Here is a 24,649-nt window from a genome sequence, read left to right on the forward strand (position 1 = left end):
AGGCGGCACGTGCCGGCGACGTAGCGGTCGTCGTGCGGGCTGTGCCGCCCGCCCCGGGGACAGCGTGCGGCGCCTACCCGCTCGGGCGCGACAAGCACCCCTGGAAGGCCTCGGCGCGGGCGGAAGTTGCCGAGGGCGGCTTCCTGGGTCGCACAAGGCACCCAGGTCGCAGCCAGCACCTCCCGGTCACCGTGCCGGCGCCGGCCACCTCCCTGAGGCCGACTCGGCGCCTCCGGCCCCACTCGCTGGAACAACCCCCCCACAGCTCATCCGGCACCAGCCGCTCAACGATCCCCACACCGGGAGCCTGTCGAACACCCCACATGAGATGGCCTCCGAGGGAACCAAGTCTTTATCAGAACCGGAACGGATCATGTCGATTTTGGGCTAGTCCTAACTGATCATGGCCAGATATACCTCTCCTCGAACTCAGGCGACATGGAGTCGTCGAGGCCCAAAGGAGACGTCTTCCATGCGCAGTCGGCTTGGAGTTCCCCGGCGAAGACCACCCAGATTGCTGTCCCGGCGCTGGAGTCTGCGCGTCATAGGCACGCTGGTCCTCTCCCTCACCGCCCAGGCCGCGGCCACGGTGAGCGGGACAGGACAGGCAGTCGCGGACAACCTCAGATGGCAGCAATCAGCGCAGAAGCACATCCCGCCGGGGAAAACGGGGGCAAAGGCCAACGGCCCGCTCACCGCTTCCGACGTCGCCTCGGCGATCGCCACCGCGCGACTGCGCAAGCGCAAAGTCGAGATCCTGGACGAGTTGACCGCCCAGACGACGACCTGGGCCAACCCCAACGGTTCGCTGACCACCAACTCCTATGCCGCGCCGGTCCGGTTCAAGCGGAACAAGGCGTGGGTCGACGTGAACACCACGCTCCAGGCGGCCGCTGACGGCACGATCGCCCCCATGGCGCAGCCGGACGGTCTGCGACTGGCGGACGGCGGCAAGGACGCCGTTCTCGCCGTACAGGGCACGGGCAGGCACAGGGTCGCCGTGGGCTGGAAGGGCACGTTGCCCAAGCCCTCCCTGCACGGCGACACCGCCCGGTACTCCGACGTCACACCGGGCGCGGACGTGACCGTCCAGGCGACGCGGACGGGTTTCGAGGAGAACGTCGTCCTGAAGTCCCGTCCGGCGGCCGGTTATTCGGTCACCATCCCGGTCTCCGCCGAAGGACTGACCGCCAAGCAGGCGAGGGACGGATCGATCACTTTCACCAACGAGGCCGGGAAGATCGCCGGACACATCCCCGCACCGGCGATGTGGGACGCCAAGGTCGACGCCAAGTCTCTGGAACACACCCATCGCATGCGGGTGTCCATGTCGATGAAGCAGTCCGGCGACACGGTGGATCTCACCCTCACCCCGGACGCGAAGTTCCTGGCCGACCCCGCGACCCGGTACCCGGTCACCGTCGACCCCTCCGCGACCCTGTCCACCGTGCTGGACACGTTCGTGGAGAACACCGACGCCACGGCCGAGTACCTGTCGACCGACCTGAAGCTGGGCACCTACGACGCGGGAACCGATGTCGCCCGCTCCTTCCTGCAGTTCCCGGTCTCCCAGCTGGACAACACCAAGATCCTGTCCTCGTCGCTGAACCTGTACGAGTACTGGTCCGGCAGCTGTGTGCAGAACTCCTGGGAGTTGTGGCAGACCGGCGCCGCCAATTCCGGCACACTCTGGTCGAACCAGCCGGCGTGGACGACAAAGTACGCCACCACCACCCAGACCAAGGGATACCCGTCCTCCTGCGGAGGTTCCATACCGGCCGGCTGGGTGTCGATCGATCCCACCACGCTGCTGCAGTACGCGGGTGACCATGGCTACAGCTACTCCAACATGGGTGTCCGGGCGACCAACGAGACCGACTCCAACAGCTGGAAGCGGTTCTACTCGGCCAACGCGCCCAGCAACGTGCCGTATCTGTCGGTGACGTACAACTCGTACCCGATGGCCTCCGCGCCGACGGCGGCACCCGGTGTCTCCGCGGTCTCCGGATCCACCACCACCCTCTACAGCAATACCACCACCCCGCAGCTGCAGGCCACGGTGACGGACGCCGACGGCGGCAACGTCATGTCCCAGTGGAACGTCTACGACACCACGGGCGGCGGCAACACTCAGGTCATCGCGAACCTCAACGGCTCCTGGACGGACTCGGGCGGCATCTCCAGCGCCACCGTGCCCGCCGGCAAGCTGGTCGACGGCCACACCTACAAGGCCTGGCCGTGGGGATACGACGGCTCGCTGTGGGCCCGGCAGACCGTGCCGAGCGGCCTGGTCTTCACCGTCGACACCACCAAGCCGGGTGCGCCGACGGTCTCCTCGACCGACTACCCCTCCGGAGCATGGGCGAACGGGGCCGGTCAGGCCGGCAACTTCACCATCACTCCGCCCGCCTCCGGCACCGACACCTCCGGCGTGGTCTGGCAGTTGGACGCGAACATGCCGACGACCACCGCGACCACCGGCAGCGCGGTGACGGTGTCGGTCACCCCGCCGACCGACGGTTCGCACACCCTCACCGTCGCCACCCGGGACCTGGCGGGCAACCTCTCCTCCTCGACGACCTACCAGTTCAACGCGGGCGCGGGAGCCGTGACCGCGCCTGAGGAGGGCACCCGTACCGACAAGCGGGTCACCCTGGCCGCGGCCGGCCCCAGCACCGCGCAGTCGGTGACCTTCCAGTACCGGCGCTCGGCCACCGATGCATGGACCACGGTCCCGGTCGCGAAGGTGACCAACGGCGGAAACCCCGTGTCCGCCTGGCCGGTCAACATGGTGAGCGGGGCCTCTCCGTCCCTGCTGTGGGATGTCGCCTCCACCCTGGGCGACGACGGGTCCGTGCAGGTCCGTGGCGCGTTCGCCACCGGTTCCGGCACCTATGACTCCTCGGCGGTCACCTTCACCCTGGACCGGCTGTCCTCGCAGTCGGCGACCTCTCAGGTCGGCCCCGGGACGGTGAACCTGTCGACGGGCGACTACTCGCTGTCGGCCACCGACGCATCGGCGTTCGGCATCTCGATCGGCCGAAGCAGCTCCTCCCGGAACCCTTCCAACGGATCGCTGACCGGACTGGCCGCCCCGTTCGGACCGCAGTGGACCATGGGGGACGTCTCCGCCAACGCGGCAACGGCCTACACCGAGATCCGCCCGGTGACCTCCACCGCCGTCCAGCTCGTGCTGGCGGACGGCAGCGAGGTGGCCTTCACCAAGAACAGCGACGGATCCTGGACGCCTGAGCCCGGCCGGGAGTCGTACGCCCTCAGCTACAACAGCTCGGCGGACAAGTACACCCTCACCGACGACAACGGCACCGTGACGGTGTTCGCCAAGTCAGCCAGTACGGCCGGGGTGTGGACGGTGGCCACGACCACGCCGACCGGCTCGGGCAACGCCAGCCTGTACCGCTTCGACGCCGTGACCCAGGGCGGCGCCACCCTGATGCGGCCGGCCCGGATCGCCGCACCCACCTCCGCGGCCTCCGACCTGAACGCCTCGTGCCTCACCCCGGCCACCCCCGCTGCCGGCTGCCGTGTGCTGGAAGTCGACTACGCGTCGGCCACCACGGCCACCGGCACGACCGACGGCACCTTCGGCGCCTACTCGGGCCAGGTCGACCATATCGTGCTGTGGGCCACCGACCCGGCCGACGGCACCGAGACCTCCACGGTCGTGGCCCAGTACGCATACGACTCGAGCGGTATGCTGCGCCAGGTCTGGGACCCCCGGATCAGCCCCCACCTGGTCACCTCCTACTCCTACGACACCACCGGTCGGGTCACCACGCTGACGCCGCCCGGCCGGCTTCCGTGGACGTTCGCGTATGGAACCGCGGGCACCGACGGCGACAGCAACGCCGGCCGGCTGCTCTCCGCCTCCCGGCCGACCCTCGCCCCCGGCACCGCGTCGACCACCAACGGCACCGCCACCACGAACCTGGTGTACGACGTGCCGCTGACCACCGGCGCAGGCAGCCCCGACGCCATGGGGACCTCGGACGTGGCGGCATGGGCGCAGAGCGACGTGCCCACCGACGCGACCGCGATCTTCCCGCCCGACCAGACCCCGGCGTCCCATACCGGAGCGGGAAACCTGGCCACCGGCGACTACAGCCGGGCCACCGTGCACTACCTCGACGTCTCGGGGCGTGAGGTCAACACCGCCGCGCCGGGCGGCCACATCATCACCACCGAGCACGACTCGGACGGCAAGACCGTCCGTGAACTGTCCGCGTCCAACCGCGAACTGGCCCTCGCGGCAAGCTCCAACTCCGAGCTGGTCACCCTGGGCCTGTCCTCGATGACCACCGCCCAGCGCGCGACAGCCCTCTCCACCCAGTACGTCTACGACGCGAGCGGCCTCGACGAGACCGACACCTACGGGCCGACCCACCAGGTCACCCTGCAGCACGCGGTCGCGGCTTCCGGATCGTCCGCCGCGCTCGCCGCGGGCACCGTGGTGGCGGCACGGGCCCACATCCACAACACCTTCGACGAGGGCCGGCCCACCGACGGCAGCGCCAACGTCGCCGACGAGATCACCACGACGGTCACCGGCATCAGCATCCCGGGATACGCCTCGGACGCCGACACCCGCACCGTGAAGACCTCCTACGACTGGGCCCTCGGCAAGCCGGTCAGGTCGGTCACCGACCCGAACGGTCTGGCCATCACCACGACCAAGGCGTACAACAGCCAGGGGTCGACGACCTCGACGTCCCTGCCCGCCTCCAGCGGTTCGGACGCCGGAACGACCACGACCAGCTACTACACGGCCACCGGCCCGGCTCCCTGCGGCGGGCACCCGGAATGGGCGGACCTGGTCTGCCAGACCGGGCCGGCCGCGAACATCACCGGCGGTGGCTCCAACCCGGCCCAGCGGGTGACCTCCACGACCACCTACGACATGTACGGAACGGTCGCCACCGTCACCGAGACCGCGAACGGGGTCACCCGGACCACCACCACCTCGCACGACAGCGCCGACCGCCCGGTCCAGGTGACGATCACCGGCGGGGTCGGCCAAGCGGCGCAGACCACCACCACTCACTACGACCCGGGCAGCGGCCAGGAGTCGTCGACCAACGGCACCGACGGACGCAGCGTCAGCCAGGCCTACGACCAGCTCGGCCGTCTGATGAGCTCGACCGACGCCGACGGCAACACCGCGGCCACCCAGTACGACGCACTGGACCGGCCCACCAAGGCGACCGACTCCGCCCCGTCCACGACCACCTACACCTACGACACCGCGCAGGACCCGCGCGGCCTGCTCACCTCCCAGACCGACTCCAACGCCGGCACCTTCACCGCCGGCTACGACGCCGACGGCAACCTGACCACCGAGGCCATGCCCGGCTCGGTCGCCATGCAGCAGACCCTGGACACCACCGGCCGCACCACCGCTCGCAGCTACACCGACTCGTCGGGCAACGTGCTGGTCAGCGACCAGGCGACGTTCTCCGCGAGCGGGCAGCAGGCCGGCCACGCACTGTCCACCTCGGGCGGGCTCGGTGTCGACGACAGCTACGGCTACGACGCGGCCGGGCGGCTCACCTCGGTGGCCGAGACGGCGATCCAGGGCCAGGCGAAGACCTGCACGCAGCGGACCTACGCCTTCGACGCCGACTCCAACCGCACCTCACTGACCACCGCCCTGGGCACGACCACCCTCGACGGCTCCACCCCCAGTTGCCCCACCAGCGGCGGCACGGCGACCACCTACAGCTACGACAGCGCGGACCGGCTGGTCACCAGCGGATACACCTACGACGCCTTCGGCCGCACCACGGCCGAACCAGGCGGCACCACCACCGCCTACTACGTCAACGACCTCGTCTACCAGCAGACCAAGGGCACCGGCAGGTCCACCTGGCTGACCGACCCGACAGGCCGCATCCGGGCCTACACCACCGAGTCCGACGCCACCGGCACCTGGACGCAGACCGCGTCGAGGACCAACCACTACGACGGCTCCTCCAGCGCTCCCTCCTGGACCGTCGAGAACACCGCATCAGGCGCCTACACCCGCCAGATCGCCGACATCACCGGGGATCTGGGTGCCAGCTACTCCTCGTCGAACGGTGACATCACCCTGCACCTCAGCGATCTGCACGGGGACATCACCATGTCCCTGCCGATCAACGACGCGGGCGCTTCGGTGACCGTGACGGCCACCGACGAGTACGGCAACCCGATCGCCACCACCCCCAGCACCCGCTACGACTGGCTCGGCAGCAAGGAGGTCTCCAGCGAGACCCCCACCGAGGACGTGCTGATGGGCGCGCGGCTCTACAACCCGGCACTCGGGCGCTTCATGTCGGTCGACCCCGTACCGGGCGGCGGCGCCAACGACTATGTCTACTGCTCCGGCGACCCGATCAACTGCACCGACCTCAGCGGCCGGTACGACGACGGCAACATCGCCCAGAGCACTTCGGCCGAGCGGCACTGGTGCTACTGGCCCTGGCACTGGCGGATCTGCTCCTACATCGCAGCGGACGCCTACGCCGCGCGCTCCGAGGCCTCGTACCTCTTCGGCAGTGTGAACGGTCGCAGCTACGGCGATGCCTTCCAGCACATCCTGTGGATGGCACTGCTCTCCTACGATGTGGGGGCGGGAACCGCACGCGCCGCGGGGCAGCGCCATGAGGACTTCTCCGGCAACGATTCCAAATATATGGCGCTGCACAACAACAACATCGGCATCGAAGTCGGCGAAGTCATGCACTACTACCACTATTCGCGCGGCGGTCGGGCATTCGCCCGGACCGTTGTCTGGTGGTCGTGGCTGGAGGCCTGCTACGGGGACGCCTATGTGCCGCGTTATGTCGGTTACCAGGCGAGGGTGTGCTATGGATGATGGCGCAGTGCGGCTGCCGAGACGGCTCTGGCCTCGATCGCGTCGCCTGCAGGCAGTCATCTGCATCCTGCTCCTGGTGGCCGCACTGGCCATCGCCGAGTGGTACCGCTCTCAACCGGACGCCCAGGTCAAAGCCCGGATCGCCGTACTCAGAAAGGATCCGGTCCTGAAGGCCTTCCGAGCACAACTGGGACAGCCAAACAATCCGGTCACTCGCTGGAACTGCACGATGGAACTCCCACCGGCCTACTCGGAGGATTTCCCTGCGAAGGCTGACACCGAGAGCGTCCAGAGCATCGCGGCGATCGCCCGCGGCGCAGGCTGGACAACCAGGATCAACCCTCAACCCGACCGCTCATTCACCGTCGAACTGCACAAGTCCTTCGGAACCTGGGCGAGTGATTCGCTCTTGCTGCTGCACCAGGGCAGCATGACCGTGGAACTCGACGCCGTCGACAACGATCACGCTTCCTGCTAGCCACACCGTGGCGGGCCGCCGGCCGCGAGCCGGCAGCCCGCCACAGGGCTGCGGGGGGGGGAGCGCAAGGCGCCTGACAGGGCAACAGCCAAGGTCGGGCGCCTCTTCTTGTGCCCTTTTGGACGTGGTCTCACGTGGTGGTGGCCAGCGCGGGAAGGGGGCTCCGGCTACGTCGTCACGCTCGTGAGAAAGGTGAGTACCTCGGCGGCAAGGTCTGCCATCTCCTCACCGGCCGCGTGCACCGTGGTGGTCTCGAAGTGCCACTCCTCGAACGGGGGCCGGTCGTGAATGCCCCAGGTCAGGTAGACGTGGCCGCCCGATCGGTGCTCCGCCGAGATCGTCAGGTCGTATTCCAACGAGTGCCAGGTGCGCGCTCCCTCCCAACCCCGGAAGTCCTCGGCCAGTGAGGAGAGGAAGCTGTTTAGGTCGTCGCCGTCCCAAGTCCGTACCGAGGTCTCGACACTCACCCACTGACCGCGTGCCTTCACGAGGAAGTCGAGCGTCGGTTCGTCGTCGTACGGGCGCGTTGGCTCGGAGAAGTGCAGGTGGACGGGGCGAGGTCCGGGGTCTCCCACGCGGACCGTGGGACTGCCGGATTCGTCGTAGTCGATCACGTGAGCAGGTTAGAAGGCCAGGCCGGGTGGTCCAACGTCGTTTTCTGGTGGGCGGCCAGCGGAGTGAGCTTCTCTGGGACATGATCGTCAACCGTGGCTCTGGATCTTGAGCGCGACTTGGTTCCTGACGGACTGTGGGAGATGGCCGCGCCGCTGATACCAGCGTTCCGGCCCCGTCGACAGGGTGGTGGGACGGCGCCGGTGGCGGACCGGAAGGTGTTCACCGCGATCGTGTACGCGCTGACCACGTCGTGCGTTGGCGCCGGTTGCCACCTTGCTTCGGCGTTAGCCCGGCCACCGCGCACCGCCGGTTCGCCGCCTGGACAAGATCCGGATTGTGGCGGCGTCTCCGAGCGAAAAAGGGGGCCAGCTCATCGGGCCGAACCCGGTGGACCGGGGCAAACCCGGCGCCAAGCTTCACGTCCTGACCGACGCCCAGGGGCTGCCGCTGGTCACTGCGGTCTCTGCCGCCAACACCCACGACAGCCTTGCCCTCAAGCCCCTGCTCAAGGCAATCCCCGCCGTGCGCTCGCGTCGCGGACCCCGGCGCCGAAAGCCCAACAAGCTTCGCGCGTACAAGTGGTACGACTACCCCGAACTCCGCCGTTGGCTGCGGAATCGGAACATCACTCCCAAGATCGCGCGACGCGGCATCGAATCGAGCGAACGCCTGGGGCGCTAGCGCTGGAAGGTGCGATTTGCCAAGATCACCACGTGAGACCACGTCTTACTGCGGCAGTCGTGAACGTCTCCGCGATCGAGTATCCGCCCGAATGTGGTTCTGCTGTGCGGATTTGAGGGGAGGGGACTGTCAGTGCCCGACGCCGACCAGGCCTGGCGCCAGCATGCTGACCTGGGTCATGCCCCCAGATCCTCCGTCACGGGCAAGCACTCGGCGAGCAGGTCGACGACGTCGCGCCAGGCGCGTTGCGCGTGCTGTGGGTGGTAGCCGACGCCGGGGCGCACGGTGTGGTCGACCGGCGGGTGGTGGAAGGCGTGCAAGGCGCCGCCGTAGACCGTGAGGCGCCAGTCGACGCCCGCGGCCTGCATCTCAGCGGTGAACGCGTCCCGTTGCGCGGGCGGCATGATCGGATCTTCCGACCCGACCCCGGCCCACACCGGGCAGCGAATGCGCGCCGCCTCGCCCGGTCGGCCCGTGGTCAGTGCGTTGACTGTCCCGATCGCGCGCAGGCTGACACCATCACGCCCGAGTTCCAGCCCGATGGCGCCCCCGGTTCCGTAGCCGACGGCCGCGATCCGGTCGGGGTCGGTCCGCGGTTCGGTGCGCAACACGTCGAGCGCCGCATGGCCGATGCCCCGCATCCGGTCGGGATCAGCGAGCAGCGGCATGCAACGGGCCAGCATCTCCTCGGGGGCACCCAAATAGCGCCCGCCGTGAAGGTCGAAGGCCAGCGCTACATATCCCAGCTCGGCGAGCGCATCGGCCCGGCGGCGCTCGACGTCGCTGAGCCCCGTGCCCTCTGGACCGAGCAGCACCGCGGGCCGGCGGTCGATACCGGCCGGGAGCGCGAGATGCCCGATCATCGTCAAACCGTCGGCCGGATACTCGACCGTACGCGTCGTAATCGTCGTCATGGGACTGGACTGTAGTGATCGTCGAGCCCGGCCCGGCCGGTGTTCTGCCGCTGGCAGAACAGCGCGCGTGTCCCTCTGAAATGCGGGGCCGAGCCATCAGGTCACACCGCAACCGTCGGCTACTCCGTCAGCTGGCGCCCCGTCCCCCTCCGGTTCCCCGCGATTGCACCCCGAGAATCCGCGAACCCATCGGCTTGGCACCGTGCCGACTTCGACCACATGGTCCGGCTCGAATGGGTCCGCTCACCGCAGTCGATCGAGGTCCGCCTCGGCACCAGCCGGGCCGGGGCCGTCGACGTCGGGCTCTACACCACGGCCTCCGTCGACGCGGTCGTCCCCGCCCACCCCGAGGTCGACCGGGAGCAGCTGCGCGCGGTGGAGAAAGGCCGGCGCTCTCCGCTCGCGGCGCTGCGCCCGGATTCGGCGCCGGCACCCGCGTAGTCCTGCTGAGGGTGCGGCTCTCCGCAGCCGGGCCCGTGGTCGCGCCGGGCTGACAGCTCCTTAGCGCCGGTTTTCGTTCCGATGTTCCTCAACCCGCTATTCCGGGCCGGGGTCCCGGAGCGGGTTGGAGTGACCGCAGCCTTGGCACTTCACCGTGTCCGGAAGCCTCGCGTAGCGGGCGCCGGAAAAACCGTAGGAGCCTTCGATGAGAAAGCCTCCGCAGCTCCGGCACGGGGTGCCGTGGAAGGCCTTGTCACAGCGGGGGCAGTAGCCCTGCGCACCGTTCCCCGGCCGCCGCCGTCGGCGGTCCCCACGGCGGCAGCCGGCGGGAGGAACCACCCGCTCCACCTCCTGTCGGACCGCAGACCCCTCATCAGAAGGGGGCAGCCCCTTCACCGAGGAACGGCACGGACGACGCGTCATCGAAGGCCGCCAGCGGACGGATACGGCGCTCCTGGCCGTGCACAGGCGCAGGCGCGCCTCATCGGCCCTCTTCACGGCGGCCGCCAGATCCTGGGAAAGGCCGCGTAGGACGCCGCCCCACACTCCGGTTTCCGGCAGGAACAGCCCCAGGTCGACGGCCACAGCGATCTGCTCGCCGCCGAGGAGGAGCAGCGCATCGTCACAGCGCAACTGAACCGCCATACCCCCATCATCCTCCCCGCCGGCCCGCCCTCGTTGGCCCGCTGAGCGGAGGCGGTTCAGGCTGCGTCGGGGGCGGGCTGGTGCGCGGTGAGCGCGTCGGCGGTGGTCGGGTAGTGGGGCAGAAGGCTGTCTGCTCCGGTGAGGGACAGCATGCGCATCAGCCGGTCCGGGACAGCGGCCAAGGCCAGAGAGCCGCCGGCGCCCTGGGCGCCGTGCCAGATGCCGATCAGTGCGCCGAGGCCGGCGGAGTCGCAAAAGCCGACCTCGGACAGGTCCAGGACCAAGTTGCGGTGGCCCTGGGCGATCAGCTCCAGCGCGCGGGTACGCAGGGACGGCGCGGTGTGCAGGTCGATCTCGCCGGTGACGGTGGCGACCGCTGCGGGACCGGGGGTGGCGGTCAGTGTCAGCTCGATGTCGGTCACGGCGGTCAGTGCTCCTCGCCGGCGGGCGCGGCGGTGGTGTGTGCGGTGGATCCGGCCCCCGTCGTGGCGGCGGCCTGGTCGGGGGTGGGAACGGACAGGGCCAGCAGGGCAACGTCGTCACTTGCGCCCTCGGGCAGGGCTTCGAGCAGAGCAACGGTGTCCTTCACCAACTGTGCTGCCCCGCAGGCGCCGCGGCGAGCGGTGAGGAAGGCCGTCAGGCCCTCTTCACCGAGCATGACGCCGGTGCTGGTGTGTGCCTCGGTCAGGCCGTCGGTGTAGAGCAGCAGGGCCTGACCGGGGGCGAGGTGGAGGGCGGTGGAGGTGAAGTGGGCGCCGGGGAAGGCGCCGATGAGCATGCCGCCGGCGGGCCGGACCGCTTCGACCTGCGTGCCGGCGCCGGTTTCGGGCGGGGCGGCCTTCAGGAGGTAGGCCGGGGGGTGCCCTCCGGTGGCCAGTTCCACGGTGAAACCCCCGGACGGGTCGGGGGTGAGGGTGGCGAAGACGGCCGTGCAGAACCGGCTGCCCGCCCACACGTCGGCCAGCAGGGCGGTGTTGAGCGCTTCCAGCACCGCGACGGGATCGTCCGTGTGCTGGGCGGCGGCCCGCAGGGTGTGGCGGGCCAGGGAGGTGATGGTGGCGGCTTCCGGGCCCTTGCCGCACACGTCACCGAGGAAGAACGCCCACTTCCCCTCGGACAGGGCGAAGACGTCGTAGAAGTCGCCGCCCACGTCGTGCACGGACGCGGTGTGGTAGTGGCAGGCCAGTTCCAGGCCGGGCACCGCCGGCAGCACCGGCGGCAGCAGGGTGCGCTGCAGGGTGGACGCGAAGGAAGCGATCGCCGCCTTGTCCTTCTCCGCCTGCTCGCGGGCGGACCGCTCAGCTTCGGCGGCCCGCTGCTCCTGACGCACCGTGCGCAGCGCCGACAGGCGCAGCTCCATTTCGTCCATCACGATCGCCGCCAGGTCGGTCAAGGTGGCGGTGTCCGCTGACGTGATGGAGCGGGGCTTGACGTCCAGGATGTTGAGGGTGCCCAGCTTGTGCCCGTCCGCGGTCGTGATCGGCGCGGCGGCATAGAACCGCACGCCGAGCGGTCCGGTGACCAGCGGGTTGCCGCGAGCGATGTCGTCGAGCAGGGTGTCGGGGATCACCAGGGCATCGTCGCGCAGCACGGCCGAACCGCACAGGCCCGGATCGCGGCCGATCTCGCTGACCCCGTCCAGGCCGTGCGCGGCCTTGAACCAGATCCGGTCCTCGTCCACGATCGTCACCGTCGCCACCGGAACGTCGAACAGGCGGGCCGCCAGCGCGGCGACGCGGTCGAATGCCCCGTCGGGCGGGGTGTCGAGAATGTCGTAGCGGCGCACCGCCTCCATCCGGCCGGCCTCGACCTCCTCGTCGGGCACCAGATGCAGGCGCTTGCCGACAACGCCGTCCTCGGATGCCGAAGCCTGCTCGGGCATCGGCCTTCCACCTCCTTGCGCTCCGCGGCCACCGGGCGCGGCGCGGACCAGCGGAAGCCTAAACGCAACGGTGGGGCGAGTGCCATCGAAGGCCGGACACCTCAAAGGATCATCACCGCACGTCACGGGACCACGCCGCGTGATCAGGACCCCAGCGGCTCAACTGGCGGCCCTTGTCGGGCCAACACCTGCGTCGGAAGGGAAGGCCCATCACCGTGGAGTAGCGGTAGTTCCTGCACACCGGTCGGCCAGGGCCTCTTTGACGTGGCGCCCCGGCCGACTGTCAGGTCTGCGACATACATGCCTGCGTCCGAAGACGGGCGTGGGCCGTCCGCCCCTACTGGTCGATGGACAGGATGATGTTGGTGATGTGCGACTGTGCCGGGCAGCTGGAGTAGATGGATCCGGGCCCGTAGCCGTCCGACGTGTGTGCCGCCCAGTAGTAGCACTGAACCGTCAACGTCCAGTGTCCAGAGCCCGAGGAACAGTGTCCCCACGCCGTGTTGGCATTGTTGTATCCCTTGGTGCAACCACTCACCGCCGCCGCCGCGGGAGTCGCGGCGACCGTCAGCGGCGTCACGACGGCGGCCACTCCCACCACCAGCGCGGCAAGCAGGCGAGAACTCTTCCGAGTGTCCATAACCCCTCCCGAACCCTTCACCCCGCCCAAGCGAGCGGGAGTCGGAGTGTGCCGCAGCACGGACGACCTGCCCAGGGCGTGCGCGAGACACCGGGCCCACCCCGAGCACTCCTCCACCCGCGGATGGCAACCTGCCGTGCTGCTCAATCTCGGCGTACGCCCGCGCACCGAGGCGAGAGGAAGCTGCAGCACGGCAGCACGAACTCCGCTCCGCGAAGGCGATGCCAGGCGGAGCCGGTGGTGTCGCTGGGGAGGGAGGCAGCGAGTGCTGAAACACCAGACGGCCCCGATACCAGCAATACCCACAGGCCCGCGAGGCGGGCAACTCCCGCAGGGCAGCCGGCCCCGACCTCACCTATCCAAGTTCAGCAGCACGGCGAAAGGCTTCGGTAAGGCGGCTATATAAGGCCGCCCCACCGAAGCCTCGGTATGGCCGGTCAGGAGTAATCGCCGCGTGCGGCCCGGCGCAGGATGTCGCGCTCCCGGCCCGTCTGGGTTTCTGTCCTCGTGGTCGATGACGATGGTGTCGTCGCCCTGCTGGGCCCGTACCTGGGTGCCGTAGGCGTCAGTTGCCTTCAGCAGCCGGGCGTCCTGGTGTGTGGCCGGCCAGCTCTGGATCAGGTAGGCCTCGACGACCTCGTCGACCATGGTCAGGTCGACGGCGTTATCCCTGCCGCGCGCGTGGACACGCAGCCGGTAATCGCCCGGCCCCTGGGAAGCCAGGGAGGGCAGATCGGCAGGATCGTCCATGAAGGACGCCACGAGGAGTTGCCCGGAAGGGGAGTGACAGGAGATCTCCGCGATCTCCTCCCAGCCGGAGGCAGACTCGGGCTGCTCGGCATGTGGCTCGACGGTGACCTGGACGCCGCCCGAGTGGATACCCGTGATCACCTCGATGGCACCGCCCGCGGCGGATACCAGGCCGGTGCGGGCTGCGTCCAAATCGTCGGCCACGGGCCCTTCCAGATCCCGGACCGCGAAGAGGTGGTATTCAGCGCCTACCACAGCGCTCCCCCTGCGGATGGGCTCATTCACGGTGCTATTCCTCCCGTCTCGGCTTCGTCGTGCCGTACCTTCCCGGGAGCCCCGTGGCCTGGGTGTCCTTGATGTGCTGTGCGACCCCCGGCCACGGCCCCGTGAGGCTGTAGCTGAGCACGGGCACCGCCTGCAGGTTGACGCAGCCGACCTGGCTGGGAGCGCCGGGCACGGCGTTGTCACAGTGCACTTCCACGGTGGACAGCTGCTGAGCGTTCGACGGAGCGGCCCACCGCGCGCTGCCCAACCACCAGGCCGCGATGCTCCGACCGGTGCCCCGAGCTCTCCACTGGACGTGACCTTCCGCGAGGACGATGTCCACATCGACGGTGTGCAGACGCCGAGGACGCCCTCTGACACAGGGGGCCGCCCTCGGCGCCGTACGGCGACCGCCTCGGGATCAGTCGGGTGAAGAAGCACCCTGGCACAACTACTGCAGCCTGGGCGCGTCCCGCCGTGCGTGAGGAAGATCCATGACGCACACGCGGCAGTTCCGGGCCTGGCCGTAGTGGAGGTGGCGGCCGCCGATGATACGACCGCCTTCGCCGTCCAGGCGTTGCTCGGCGCGTGCTGCGCCATCGCGCCGGCGGACCGTACGGACTCGCGAAACCAGGCGAGCCGGGCGTACGGCTGCGCTGCTTTGTGCGCCTATTGAGGACCTCGGCGCGGGTGTTGCAGCCGTCCTTGTCGGCGTCCACCCAGTGTTTGAAGGCGTCGCGCTGGTAGCCGGTGCGGTCCTCCACGGCGATGGGCAGCGGGGCCAGGACATCGCGCACGGGCGCGGTGAGCGTCTGCCCCGGATCACGCACGGCGGCGCCGGCCGGAGCGGCCTGGGCGGTGGCGGGGAGCAGCAGGGTGGTGAGGGCTGCGGCATCGGCGGCGATACGGGTGAAGCGCACGAGCGGGGGGTCCTCTCGAAGATCGCCGATTGGTCGTGATCTTCGTAGCGGCCCCGGTAGCCGACGCGCCCGGGAAGCGGCAGTGGCTCCACTCGAGCGGGCGGTAAGTCGGACGGTCATCTGTGACTGTGCAGTTGGCTTGGCATCGCTCGCCAAGTCAACTGCACACAGTGGGTGTCTATGGTGCGGCGGGGCGGGATGGTCGTCCGCGTCGAGGCGCTCGTGGGCCGACCCGAGTCAGCGCGATCGGGAGTCGTTGTCGGCGCGCACATGCACCTCGCCGTCGACCGTCGTGCGGCGGCTCGTCCGGTGTCACTTGCCGCTGTAGACGGGGAATGCGCTGTGTTCGCCGTAGTCCACGTCGTGCAGGCTCCGCAGGGCGTCCATGTCGTCACCGGAGATCTCGAAGTCGACCTCGGCGTTGGAGCGCATGTGCTCGGGGTTCGCCGTCTTGGGCAGCGAGACCGTGCCGAGCTGCAGGGTGTAGCGGATGCACAGCTGCGGGACGGTCACGCCGTACTTCTCCGCCATCGCCTTGACCTCGGCGTTCTCCAGGATCGCTCCGTGTGCGATCGGGGAGTACGCCTCGACGAGGATCTGCTTGGCCTCGCAGTAGTCCAAGAGCTCCGATGGGGTGTTGCCGGCGTGGACGAGTAGCTGGTTCACGTGCGGCACGACGGCCGCGCTTTGGAGGAGGTTCTCCAGGTCCTGCTGCTGGAAGTTGGACACTCCGATGGAGCGGATCTTGCCGGCGTGATGTGCCTCTTCGAGCGCGCGCCATGCTGCGCGGTTGCCCTCGGCGTAGTCGCCGCCACGGAAGTCGTCCCACGGCTGCGGGCTGTGGATGAGCATGAGGTCGATGTATTCGAGACCGAGTTTCTGAAGTGACTCGTCGATCGAAGCGACCGCCTGGTCGTAGTCCTTGATCTCGGCTGCGAGTTTCGTCGAGACGAACAGTTCGTCGCGGGGCACGCCGGCGGTGCGCACGCCCTCGCCGACGCCGCGCTCGTTGCCGTAGGCCTGGGCGGTGTCGATGTTGCGGTAGCCGATCTCCACGGCCGCGCGGACCGCCTCGGCCGCCTGGTCGTCGTCGATGAACCAGGTGCCGAGCCCCAGCTTGGGGATCTCGACGCCGCCTGCCAGCGTGTAGGTCTCGTCCAGGATGGTCATGCGTTCGCTCCGTTCCTCGGCAGCTCGCCGTACGCCTCGTCGGTGACGGACTCGAGCCATTCGTTGCTGACGCCTTCGCCAGGAGTGATGAAAGCGACGTGGGAGAACCACGAGTCGGCCTTCGCGCCGTGCCAGTGCTTCGTGCCCGCCGGGACACGGACCACCGTGCCGGGCTCCATGCTGATGGGGTCCTCGCCCTCGGCCTGGTACCAGCCGCTGCCCGCCGTGCACAGCAGGATCTGGTCACCGCCGCCGTCCGTGCCGTGATGGATGTGCCAGTTGTTACGGCAGCCCGGCTCGAAGGAGACGTTGCTGACGGGAACGCTTCCCGAGGCGAGCGGAGCCAGGTAGCTCTGGCCGGTGAAGTACTGGGCGTAGGCGTCGTTCTTCTCACCGAGCGGGAAGATCTGGTCGAATTCTGATCCGTTGGCCGTCATGTCCTCGTGCTTTCTTTCTGGTGCGGCTTGGCCCAGCTGTTGGGGCGCGTCCCGCTCTAGCGGTTGACGTAGCCCATGTGCTCGGCGTTGTAGCGGTCGCCGCTGACGCCGACCCGTTGGGCGAGGCCGTCGAGGTCGGCGACCTCGTCCGCGGACAGCGGGAGGGCCGTCGCGGCGTTGTTCTCCTGGATGCGTGCCGTGCGGCGGGTGCCCGGGATCGGCACGATCCACGGCTGCTGCGCGAGCAGCCAGGCCAGGGCGATCTGGCCCGGCGTCGCGCCCTTCGCCTCGGCGAGCCGGCGGACGTGGGTGACGAGCGCCTGGTTCGCGGCCAGGTTCTCCGCCTCGAAGCGCGGGACCCGGTTGCGGATGTCGCCGTCGCTGAAGGCCGTGGACGTGTCGACGGTGCCGGTGAGGAAGCCCTTGCCGAGGGGGCTGAACGGTACGAAGCCGATGCCGAGCTCGGCGAGCGTGGGCAGTACCTCGGCCTCGGGATCGCGTGTCCACAGCGAGTACTCACTCTGGACCGCGGTGACGGGGTGGACGGCGTGTGCGGCGCGGATGGTGGCGGCCGAGGCCTCGGAGAGCCCGAAGTGCCTGACCTTCCCCTCGGCGATCAGCTCGCCGACCGTGCCCGCGACGTCCTCGATCGGCACGCCGGGGTCGACGCGGTGCTGGTAGAACAGGTCGATCGCGTCGGTGCGCAGCCGCCTCAGGGACGCCTCCGCGACGCGGCGGATCTGCTCCGGGCGGCTGTCGAGGCCGACGCTCCGGCCGTCCTGGATGTCCCATCCGAACTTGGTGGCGATCACGACCTGGTCGCGGATCGGCTCGAGCGCCTCGCCGACCAGGTCCTCGTTCACGTAGGGCCCGTAGACCTCGGCGGTGTCGAAGAAGGTCACGCCCTCGTCGACGGCGGAGCGCAGCACGGCGATCATGTCGTCGCGGCTGCCGGGGTTGGGGCCGTAGCCCTGGGACATGCCCATCGCGCCGAGCCCGATCGCGGACACGTGCAGGCCGTGCCCGAGTGTTCTGGTGTGCATGGTCAGCCCTCTTGGATCGTGGTCGGGTGGCCGCCGCGGGACAGTTCCTTGGTGGACGTCGCGGCGAGGCTCGCGAGCAGCTGCAGGCGCTCCTGGCTGGGCGAGCCGGGCTCGGCCGTGTAGATGAGGAAGGACAGGCCGGGCTCGGCGGTGAGCTCCATCCCCTCGTAGGTCAGCGTGAGGTCGCCGACCTCGTGGTGGCGGAACTCCTTGGTGCCCGATCCGTGGCGGCGCACATTGTGTGCTCCCCACCGGGTGCGGAACGCCTCGCTGCACGTAGACAGCTCGCCGATGAGGTCGTGCAGCTGCTTGTCCCGGGGGTCGCGGCCGGCTTCGGTGCGCAGGATCGACACGGTGATGTCCGCTGCCGCCTCCCAGTGGGGGTAGAACGCCCGGGCCCGTTCGTCGAGGAAGCAGTAGCGCGCCAGGTTTCCCTGCCCGGGACCGTCGAACACCTCGTCGTAGAAGGCGCGCCCGAGGGCGTTGGTGGCGAGGATGTCCATCCGGCCGTTGCGCACGAAAGCGGGCCCGAAGGCGATGGCGTCCAGCGCACGGGTCAGGCTGTCCCTGGGCGCCCACTTCTTCGACCTCCGCCTGCGCACGGGGCGGGCCGCTCCATTGGCCGCCCGGGCGAGGTCGAAGAGGTGCTCGCGCTCGGCGTCGTCCAGCCGCAGCGCCCGGGCGAGCGACTCCAGGACGGCGTCGGAGACACCGGCCAGGTGGCCGCGCTCGATCTTGGCGTAGTACTCGGGGCTCACGTCCGCGAGCATCGCGACCTCGCCGCGGCGCAGGCCCGCCACTCTCCGGTGACCGGAGACCGGTACTCCGGCCTGCTCGGGAGTGAGGTTCGCTCGACGGGACATGAGGAACTCCCGTGCTTCGTTCCTGGCGTCCATGGCTTCCACGCTAAAGCGCGAAGCCGCTGTGAGGGATGCCCTGCCAGTACGCCCCTCACCGGGGACTCCCTCGCTCGGCACGTGCGGCGATGTCATTGGCATTGCACGTGGAGAGAGCGCTCGACGGACGTCGGCGCGGACAGGGAGAGATCATGGCTGAGACCAGGGACACTGGCTGGACCGGCGGGAAGAACGCCTTCGGCGACTTCGCACCGGGGATGGTCCATTACACCGATCGGGTCCTCTTCGACGAGGTGTGGGAGCGCGAGGGCCTGTCCAAGCGCGACCGCAGCCTCGTCACCATTTCCGCGCTGACCGCGCTCGGGAAGATGGACCAGTTGCAGTTCCACCTCGGCTTCGCCCGCCAGAACGGCGTCACCGACGAGGAGCTGCAGGAGGCCCTGCTTCAGTTGGCGTTCTACTCCGGCTGGCCCAACGGCATGGGAGCGACGAGCGTGCTGAAGAGCATCGTCGAGGAGCAGGGCTGAGCATGCCCCCCGGCGCGGCTGCCGCGTCGGCCGGATGGTCGGCGACGGCATCACGACTCACCGCCTCGGGCGGTTCCCAGGCTCCTGGTGGCCAGGGCCGCCAGGAGTGCGATGGCAGCGGCCAGAGCGAGACTGATACGCAGCCCGTGCTGGGATCCGGGCGTGTCGGAGATCAGGGCGCCGAAGACAGCGACGGCCAGGGCGCCGCCGATCTGGCGGCTGGCGTTGAAGACGCCGCCGGCGGTCCCGGTATGTAGTGCTCAGCCACAGGATGGTCGCCTCGGGCACCGCGGGCGGGTGTCCACAAGCGAAGAAAATCGAACACATGATTGAATTGAGTCATGCGGCCGATTCCCGACGACCTTGCCCGGGCGGTTGACGAGTGGCACGCCACCTACCGCCAGCTCGCGGCCCAGCCGCGCACCGTACTGCGCAGACGACTCGTCCAGCTGTCGGGCGAGGTGCTCTTCCACCCCCACTGGCATGGCCGGCGCACGCCGGCCGCATCAGCGCTGTACGCAGCCGGTTATCGCGCCCGCGACGTCTCGGCCGCCTCCTGATCCTGCGCTTCTAGATCAAGCTCATGAGCGATGCAGTTCCGGAGGCGGTGCCGGCCCGGCCGTGGCGCCCTGAGGATGGGCGAGAGCCGGTCGTGTGGACTTGTCCTTCGTCTGATCCGCCTGCCATGTGAGTCATGTCGGCGGGCCACTGGCGGCGGGCCGAGGTACGGGCCAGGCAGGACTGGTCAGACGGTCCCGTCAATGCGGATGGATCCGGCTCAACGGGCACCCGCGCGCATCAGTGGCCGCAAGAAGGTCTGCGGGTCGCGCACCGCAGCGCACTGGCTCCCTCTCGCGACGCGCAGCAAGGCGGCGGGCTGCCCCGTCCGCCCCCCAGGCGGGTGCGGCCCGCTGTCCGGCCGGTGTCCTCGGGCGGTGGGGGCGGATGAATCCAGTGTCCATGCCGTGCGTGGTCGTGGAGGCCAGACCGAGTGCGGTGTGGTGGAACCACGTCGAACCCAGCTTGGTGCGCTCCGAGTTGTCGGTGCCGGCGTGGACCAGGTCGTAGGTAGTGCCGCCGGCCGTGATGGCAGACAGTTTCCTGTGGGGGGAAGTTGATGCACTCTCGTGTCTTTGGCGCGGACATCGCGTAGCGGCGGGCGGCGAGGCCGTGTTCGAGGGGCTCGCCGATCTGGTCGCACAGCAGCGCCAGGACGTCGGCGGCGAAGGCGACCGTGTCGTCGATGCCCGCGGCCCGGCAGCGGTCCCGGTCATCCGTCCAGGAGGTGGGCAGGTAGAGGCGGCGGTCGATCAACGTGCGGCCACGACCGCCCGCATAGGCGAGGAACACTCCGATCTGGGAGTTCTCCGTCCGTTGAGTTCCCGGCCCCAGCTCAGGTCCGCAAGGTCGTCGATCACGCTGGAAGGCTGCCCGGCTCGCAGCACGGACAGTTCTCGATCCACTCGTTGGAGGGGCGATCCGGCAGGACCGCCCCGGCCCGACACCAGCCAACTACACTTCGGACGAGCCTCTGACGAGTCCAGATAGCGAACCGCTGCTGGAGTACTAGGCCTCCTGCTACGCCTCCTGGCGGCCGAGCTCGGCGGCGAACAGCTCGCGCACCCGCGCCCAGGAGTCCTCGGCGGCGGCCTTGTCGTAGGGTTCGCGTCCCGGGATGAAGAACGCGTGCTGCGCGCCCGGGTAGACGACCTGCTCGTGCCGGACCCCGGCGGCGGTGAGCGCCTCGTCGATCCGCGCACGCTGCTCCGCGTCGATGACGTGGTCGAGTTCCGCGAACAGCATCAGTACCCGTACGTCGCGCTCGCCGATGGCGCCGGTGGACTCCAGCAACGGCTCGGGACGGCTCAGGCCGGTGCCGGCGGTGGTCAGCCAGCCCGGGTAGTAGATCGCGGCCACGTCGAGGTCGAGACGGCTCGCGGCGAAGTAGGCGATGTGGCCGCCCAGGCTGAAGCCGAGCACACCGGCCTTCGCGGTGGCGCCCGCCTGCTCCCGGACGTAGGCCAGCGCGGCCCGCAGATCCGCCTCCACTCCGTCCCTGGTGAGGCGGCCGAGCAGGTCGAAGGCGCGCTCCCGGTTGGCGGCGCTCTCGGGCAGCCCCGCCGCGGTCTGCGGACCGGACCGGTGGTAGAGGTTCGGGGCGATCGCGACGTAGCCGAGCGCCGCCACCTCCCGGACCACCGTACGGATGTCCTCCGTCACACCCCACAGTTCCGAGCCGACCAGCACGGCCGGAAGGCCGGCCGAACCGGCGGGGCGCGCCAGGTACGCGGTCATCGGAGCGTCACCGCCCACCTCGATCTCGACCTCTACGGCGGTGATGTCGTCGTGCGTCATGTGGAATCCCCCTCGTACTTCATTTCCTCGTGTCGGGGCGACTGTGCCACATCCGTTTACGGACGATGGACACGGGGTCCGCGTACGGGTGATGTCGATGGACTGCACAAGTACCCACCTCTGGCCTGCCTTTGGGCTGCCCGGGGAGGCTGCCGAGGCCGAGCACCGGCGCCCCGTCCCCGGTCGCCACCCGTCGCCAGGCAGTGTCGAACGGGGGCGGGAAGTGCCCCTCCCAGATCCGCCGGGAGGCCTGCTCCGGGTAGGGGAAGGTCGCCAGCTCCCGTCCAGGCCGCGCGGGTGCGGCGGGCGGCGCTCGCCGCCCAGGCCGTCGCGGAATGCGCAGCGCTGCTGGAGATCCTCACTTACGGGCAACCCGGTCGTCCTGATGCGCAGGAGTGGAGGGCGCCTTCTGGCACGGCAGACGCACGGCGCCCGGTTGTCGGTGCGGGGCGGATTTTGGATGTGTCCTTGCCCGCTGCGTAGGAGTAGGCCAGGTCGATCAGGGTGGAAGTGTCCGAGGTCGTCTTGACGGCGGAGGGGCGGCCGTCCGTGTCGATGCTGACCGCTTGGGTGGTGCCGCCGGGGTAGACGGTCTTGGTGCGCTTGTCGTTGTTGTCGTAGTCGAAGTCGGTCTCCTTGCCGGACGGGGCGGATCGCCCACTTCCGACACGCCGGGCTTGAGGCAAGTGCCACCGCGCAGGCCGAGGTCGTGACCCGGGTCTCCCGGGCGCTCGACGAGGTCAGCTGAGGCGCAGCCGGCGGACCGCGGCCTCGGCCTCCCGGACGATGTACTCGGCGTCCACGTTGAGGAGTCGTCCGGCTCGCTTGAGCGGCCGCCCGTCCACGTAGACCGCGTCGACGTTGTCGGGCCGGCCGTTGAAGACGATCTGGTCGACCCAATCGAAGCGCGGAGCGAAGTTGAGCGTCTCGGGGTTGATCACGATGACGTCGGCCCGTTTGCCGGGCGTCAGCGAGCCGATCCGGTCGGCCATGCCGATCGCCTCGGCGCCGCCGAGCGTGGCGAGCCTCAGCACCTCCGCCACCTGTGGGAACACGGAGGCGTCCTCAGACTTCGCCCGCTGGAGACCCATCGCCGCCTTCATCGTGGCGAAGAAGTCTGAGGTGTCGTTGGTGCCCCCGTCCTGCCCGAGGCCGACCTTCACGCCGCTCCTGTGGAGGTCGGGCAGACGCATGATGCCCGAGGCCAGCCGCATGTTGCTCATCGGGCAGTGCGCGGTGCGCACATCGTGCGCGGCGACGGCGGCGATTTCGTCGTCGGTGAGGTGGATCGCGTGGTTCATCAACAGGTGAGGACCGAACGCCCCGATGTCGACGAGGGTGCCGATCGGGTCGTCCGCGCGCTGCTCCCCACGTTCCAGGACGTGGCTGTTGAGCATGACGCCCAGCTCCTGGGCGAGCTCCCAGTCCCCCTTGTTGAGGGCCTGGGTCGCCCGCGTTGCGTGTGTGGCGATCTGCGCGGTGGCGAGCGGCAGCGGGTCGAGAAGCTCCTTCTTGGACTTGACGATCAGCGATTTGTCTGAACCCGCCTCGAACATCGCGTAGTGGAAACGGACCCCGGTCTCGTCGAGCGCCCGTACGTACTGCACCCGCGTGTCGTAAGGAATGGTGTCCACCCAGTCCACCAGCGTGGTCACGCCGGACTGCACAGTGTCGAGCGCGGCGAGCCGCACGAACCGGTAGATGTCAGCGGGCGGGATCTTGGGGAGCGTTACCGCACTGCAGTCGGCGAGCCAGCCGAACAGGTTCTCGCCGGTACAGCCACCGCGGATCGAGCACTGCCACAGGTGGGTGTGGATGTCCACGAAGCCCGGCATCACCAGCTTGCCGGACACGTCCACGATGTAGGCGTCCTGCGGTGCCGCGAGCCTCGTTCCGACCGACACGATGGCACCGTCACGCATGAGGACGTCGGCTTTCTCGATGACACCGAGCGGGCCGCGTCCGAGCGCGCTGTCCATGGTGAGCACCATGGCCGCACCGCGCAGCAGCGTGACCGGTGCGTGCCCGTCGGTGCGGGGCCTGGCCGGGCGGTCGCTTCCGATGAGTAAGGGGGCGGCCGCGGCCAGACCGAGCCCGGCGAGGACACCTCGGCGGGTGGGGATGGCGGAGGACGACGTTGTGGCGTAGTCAGGGATCGGGCGCATGCTGTATCACCTTCCGGCAGGAATGGCGGACATCCACACACAGAGACGATCACTCGTCGACCAAGGAGCCTGGCTTCGCTTCAACTGCGCTGCCACCAAAGGCATTTCCGCGTCATCGCGGCGCCAACCGTTCATCACATGGCGGACATCCGTCATCGCCACGCCGACGCAACCTGGTGGTGTGCCGCCAGCCCGGAGCTGGGCAGCATCAAGCCAGGCACATATCACTCCACGTGATCGACCAGAGAAGCGCCGGCGACTTCACCGGGGCGCGGATCGGCGTCGACCGTGGCCGGTGTCAGCCTGTCCCGGCTTCCTGGTGGCCGCGGTATCTGGCCCGTTCCCGGTCCGATGTGGCGTTCCGGGTCGCGTACGGCGCGCAGTCCCGGCTGCGGCCACTCGTTCATGCGGGGGCTGACCCTGCTTTCGCCGAGGAGGTCGACGTGCACCTGGTAGAAGACACCCGACACCGTTGGTCAATCCTGTCGGCAGAGTCCACTCCTCCCGGGGTGGGCGTCTTCGCCCAGCCTCGGGGGGGGTAGGTAAATGGAGCGGATGTTCGAGAGGGTGAGCGCTGAAGAGTCCTAGCGCCAGGAGGCGCTCGCGTCGCGGGTGCGCAATGGGCTGGACGCTGCTGGTCTTCCTGGCTCACGCCCGGTCTGGATCGTGTTCTGGCAAGTGGCGCGGAGGTGGAAGTCGAGGATGGGGCCGACGCGGACGGCGGCGTGTATGTGGGCTGGTTGATCAGCCCTCGCCTACGAGAGTGCACGAGTCGTGGCCGGTCGATGAGCCCGGCGCCGCGCTGCTCTCCCCCGCCCGCCCCTCTCCCCCGCCGCCGCAGGGTCCACCCGCTCACCGCAGCCCGCTGTCGCGGCCGGTCCGATTCGGCCTCACGTCCCGCTGGAACTGCGACGCTTCCCCCGTCCGGCCCAATGACGGTGCGCCGGAGGGGCGGGCCGGCGTGGCGGGTGTGACCGTGGGGAGGGAAGCG

General features: G+C 69.3%; 22 protein-coding genes and 1 pseudogene. 8 read left to right on the top strand and 15 right to left on the bottom strand.

The annotated features are described in order from the left end of the window. Positions 1-472: 472 nt before the first annotated feature. Positions 473-6,874, top strand: a complete 6,402-nt coding sequence (locus AC0B9F_RS10695) for a DNRLRE domain-containing protein (protein ID WP_472000960.1) — start codon at positions 473-475, stop codon at positions 6,872-6,874. Positions 6,875-6,950: 76 nt separating this feature from the next. Beyond that, positions 6,951-7,352 carry an immunoglobulin domain-containing family protein gene (locus AC0B9F_RS10700; protein ID WP_472000962.1) on the top strand — a complete coding sequence of 134 codons (402 nt, stop codon included), beginning with the start codon at positions 6,951-6,953 and terminating at the stop codon, positions 7,350-7,352. Between the two features lie 167 nt (positions 7,353-7,519). Here AC0B9F_RS10700 and AC0B9F_RS10705 read toward each other — a convergent pair whose 3' ends face one another. Then, positions 7,520-7,966 (bottom strand): DUF6228 family protein, encoded by a 447-nt coding sequence (locus tag AC0B9F_RS10705; RefSeq protein ID WP_472000964.1) that lies wholly within the window; start codon positions 7,964-7,966, stop codon positions 7,520-7,522. A 337-nt stretch (positions 7,967-8,303) separates the two neighbouring features. Between AC0B9F_RS10705 and AC0B9F_RS10710 the strand changes: the two genes are divergently transcribed. Beyond that, on the top strand, positions 8,304-8,648 hold the full coding sequence (locus tag AC0B9F_RS10710) for a transposase (RefSeq protein ID WP_472000966.1): 345 nt from the start codon (positions 8,304-8,306) through the stop codon (positions 8,646-8,648). Positions 8,649-8,824: 176 nt separating this feature from the next. Here AC0B9F_RS10710 and AC0B9F_RS10715 read toward each other — a convergent pair whose 3' ends face one another. Further along, positions 8,825-9,562, bottom strand: a complete 738-nt coding sequence (locus AC0B9F_RS10715) for a dienelactone hydrolase family protein (RefSeq protein ID WP_472000968.1) — start codon at positions 9,560-9,562, stop codon at positions 8,825-8,827. A gap of 219 nt (positions 9,563-9,781) precedes the next feature. Here AC0B9F_RS10715 and AC0B9F_RS10720 point away from each other — a divergent pair, with 219 nt between their 5' ends. Then, positions 9,782-10,003: a hypothetical protein gene (locus AC0B9F_RS10720; protein WP_472000971.1), complete on the top strand. Its 222-nt coding sequence runs from the start codon at positions 9,782-9,784 to the stop codon at positions 10,001-10,003. Positions 10,004-10,099: 96 nt separating this feature from the next. On the opposite strand, the gene AC0B9F_RS10725 is transcribed toward AC0B9F_RS10720, so the two are convergent. The 5 genes from AC0B9F_RS10725 to AC0B9F_RS10745 form a co-directional block, all read right to left on the bottom strand. Further along, positions 10,100-10,648 (bottom strand): hypothetical protein, encoded by a 549-nt coding sequence (locus AC0B9F_RS10725; protein WP_472000974.1) that lies wholly within the window; start codon positions 10,646-10,648, stop codon positions 10,100-10,102. Positions 10,649-10,704: 56 nt separating this feature from the next. After that, complete coding sequence (locus AC0B9F_RS10730; RefSeq protein WP_472000976.1) at positions 10,705-11,070, bottom strand: STAS domain-containing protein; 366 nt, start codon at positions 11,068-11,070, stop codon at positions 10,705-10,707. 5 nt (positions 11,071-11,075) lie between these two features. Continuing rightward, positions 11,076-12,530 carry a PP2C family protein-serine/threonine phosphatase gene (locus tag AC0B9F_RS10735; protein WP_472000979.1) on the bottom strand — a complete coding sequence of 485 codons (1,455 nt, stop codon included), beginning with the start codon at positions 12,528-12,530 and terminating at the stop codon, positions 11,076-11,078. 337 nt (positions 12,531-12,867) lie between these two features. Beyond that, complete coding sequence (locus tag AC0B9F_RS10740; RefSeq protein WP_472000980.1) at positions 12,868-13,170, bottom strand: hypothetical protein; 303 nt, start codon at positions 13,168-13,170, stop codon at positions 12,868-12,870. A gap of 351 nt (positions 13,171-13,521) precedes the next feature. Next, positions 13,522-14,205: a hypothetical protein gene (locus AC0B9F_RS10745; RefSeq protein ID WP_472000982.1), complete on the bottom strand. Its 684-nt coding sequence runs from the start codon at positions 14,203-14,205 to the stop codon at positions 13,522-13,524. A gap of 514 nt (positions 14,206-14,719) precedes the next feature. Between AC0B9F_RS10745 and AC0B9F_RS10750 the strand changes: the two genes are divergently transcribed. Further along, positions 14,720-14,860, top strand: coding sequence for a DUF6207 family protein (locus AC0B9F_RS10750; RefSeq protein WP_472002105.1), 141 nt, complete (start codon positions 14,720-14,722; stop codon positions 14,858-14,860). A gap of 46 nt (positions 14,861-14,906) precedes the next feature. Continuing rightward, complete coding sequence (locus AC0B9F_RS10755; protein WP_472000984.1) at positions 14,907-15,143, top strand: hypothetical protein; 237 nt, start codon at positions 14,907-14,909, stop codon at positions 15,141-15,143. A gap of 273 nt (positions 15,144-15,416) precedes the next feature. Here the strand turns inward: AC0B9F_RS10755 and AC0B9F_RS10760 are convergent, their stop codons facing one another. From AC0B9F_RS10760 to AC0B9F_RS10775, 4 genes are read right to left on the bottom strand one after another with little or no spacing between them, the layout of a single operon-like run. After that, positions 15,417-16,274 carry an aldo/keto reductase gene (locus AC0B9F_RS10760; RefSeq protein WP_472000986.1) on the bottom strand — a complete coding sequence of 286 codons (858 nt, stop codon included), beginning with the start codon at positions 16,272-16,274 and terminating at the stop codon, positions 15,417-15,419. Next, positions 16,271-16,711 (bottom strand): cupin domain-containing protein, encoded by a 441-nt coding sequence (locus tag AC0B9F_RS10765; RefSeq protein ID WP_472000988.1) that lies wholly within the window; start codon positions 16,709-16,711, stop codon positions 16,271-16,273. The genes AC0B9F_RS10760 and AC0B9F_RS10765 overlap by 4 nt, the downstream gene beginning before the upstream one ends. Positions 16,712-16,767: 56 nt before the next feature. Continuing rightward, positions 16,768-17,754, bottom strand: coding sequence for an aldo/keto reductase (locus AC0B9F_RS10770; RefSeq protein WP_472000990.1), 987 nt, complete (start codon positions 17,752-17,754; stop codon positions 16,768-16,770). Positions 17,755-17,756: 2 nt separating this feature from the next. Next, positions 17,757-18,650, bottom strand: a complete 894-nt coding sequence (locus tag AC0B9F_RS10775; RefSeq protein WP_472000992.1) for a helix-turn-helix transcriptional regulator — start codon at positions 18,648-18,650, stop codon at positions 17,757-17,759. Positions 18,651-18,802: 152 nt separating this feature from the next. On the opposite strand from AC0B9F_RS10775, the gene AC0B9F_RS10780 reads away from it, so the two are divergent. Next, on the top strand, positions 18,803-19,138 hold the full coding sequence (locus AC0B9F_RS10780; protein ID WP_472000994.1) for a carboxymuconolactone decarboxylase family protein: 336 nt from the start codon (positions 18,803-18,805) through the stop codon (positions 19,136-19,138). 341 nt (positions 19,139-19,479) lie between these two features. Further along, positions 19,480-19,698: a hypothetical protein gene (locus AC0B9F_RS10785; protein WP_472000996.1), complete on the top strand. Its 219-nt coding sequence runs from the start codon at positions 19,480-19,482 to the stop codon at positions 19,696-19,698. Positions 19,699-20,359: 661 nt separating this feature from the next. On the opposite strand, the pseudogene AC0B9F_RS10790 reads toward AC0B9F_RS10785, so the two are convergent. From AC0B9F_RS10790 to AC0B9F_RS10805, 4 genes and pseudogenes are all read right to left on the bottom strand, one after another. Continuing rightward, positions 20,360-20,512 (bottom strand): annotated as a pseudogene (locus AC0B9F_RS10790) (transposase); the annotation flags it as partial. Between the two features lie 204 nt (positions 20,513-20,716). After that, complete coding sequence (locus tag AC0B9F_RS10795) at positions 20,717-21,493, bottom strand: dienelactone hydrolase family protein (RefSeq protein ID WP_472000998.1); 777 nt, start codon at positions 21,491-21,493, stop codon at positions 20,717-20,719. 740 nt (positions 21,494-22,233) lie between these two features. After that, positions 22,234-23,658, bottom strand: a complete 1,425-nt coding sequence (locus AC0B9F_RS10800) for an amidohydrolase family protein (RefSeq protein WP_472001000.1) — start codon at positions 23,656-23,658, stop codon at positions 22,234-22,236. A 224-nt stretch (positions 23,659-23,882) separates the two neighbouring features. Further along, the gene (locus AC0B9F_RS10805) at positions 23,883-24,128 is read right to left on the bottom strand and encodes a hypothetical protein (protein WP_472001002.1); all 246 of its coding nucleotides are present in this window, start codon (positions 24,126-24,128) and stop codon (positions 23,883-23,885) included. Positions 24,129-24,649: the final 521 nt, after the last annotated feature.

This window comes from Streptomyces sp. NPDC097129, from assembly GCF_055668065.1.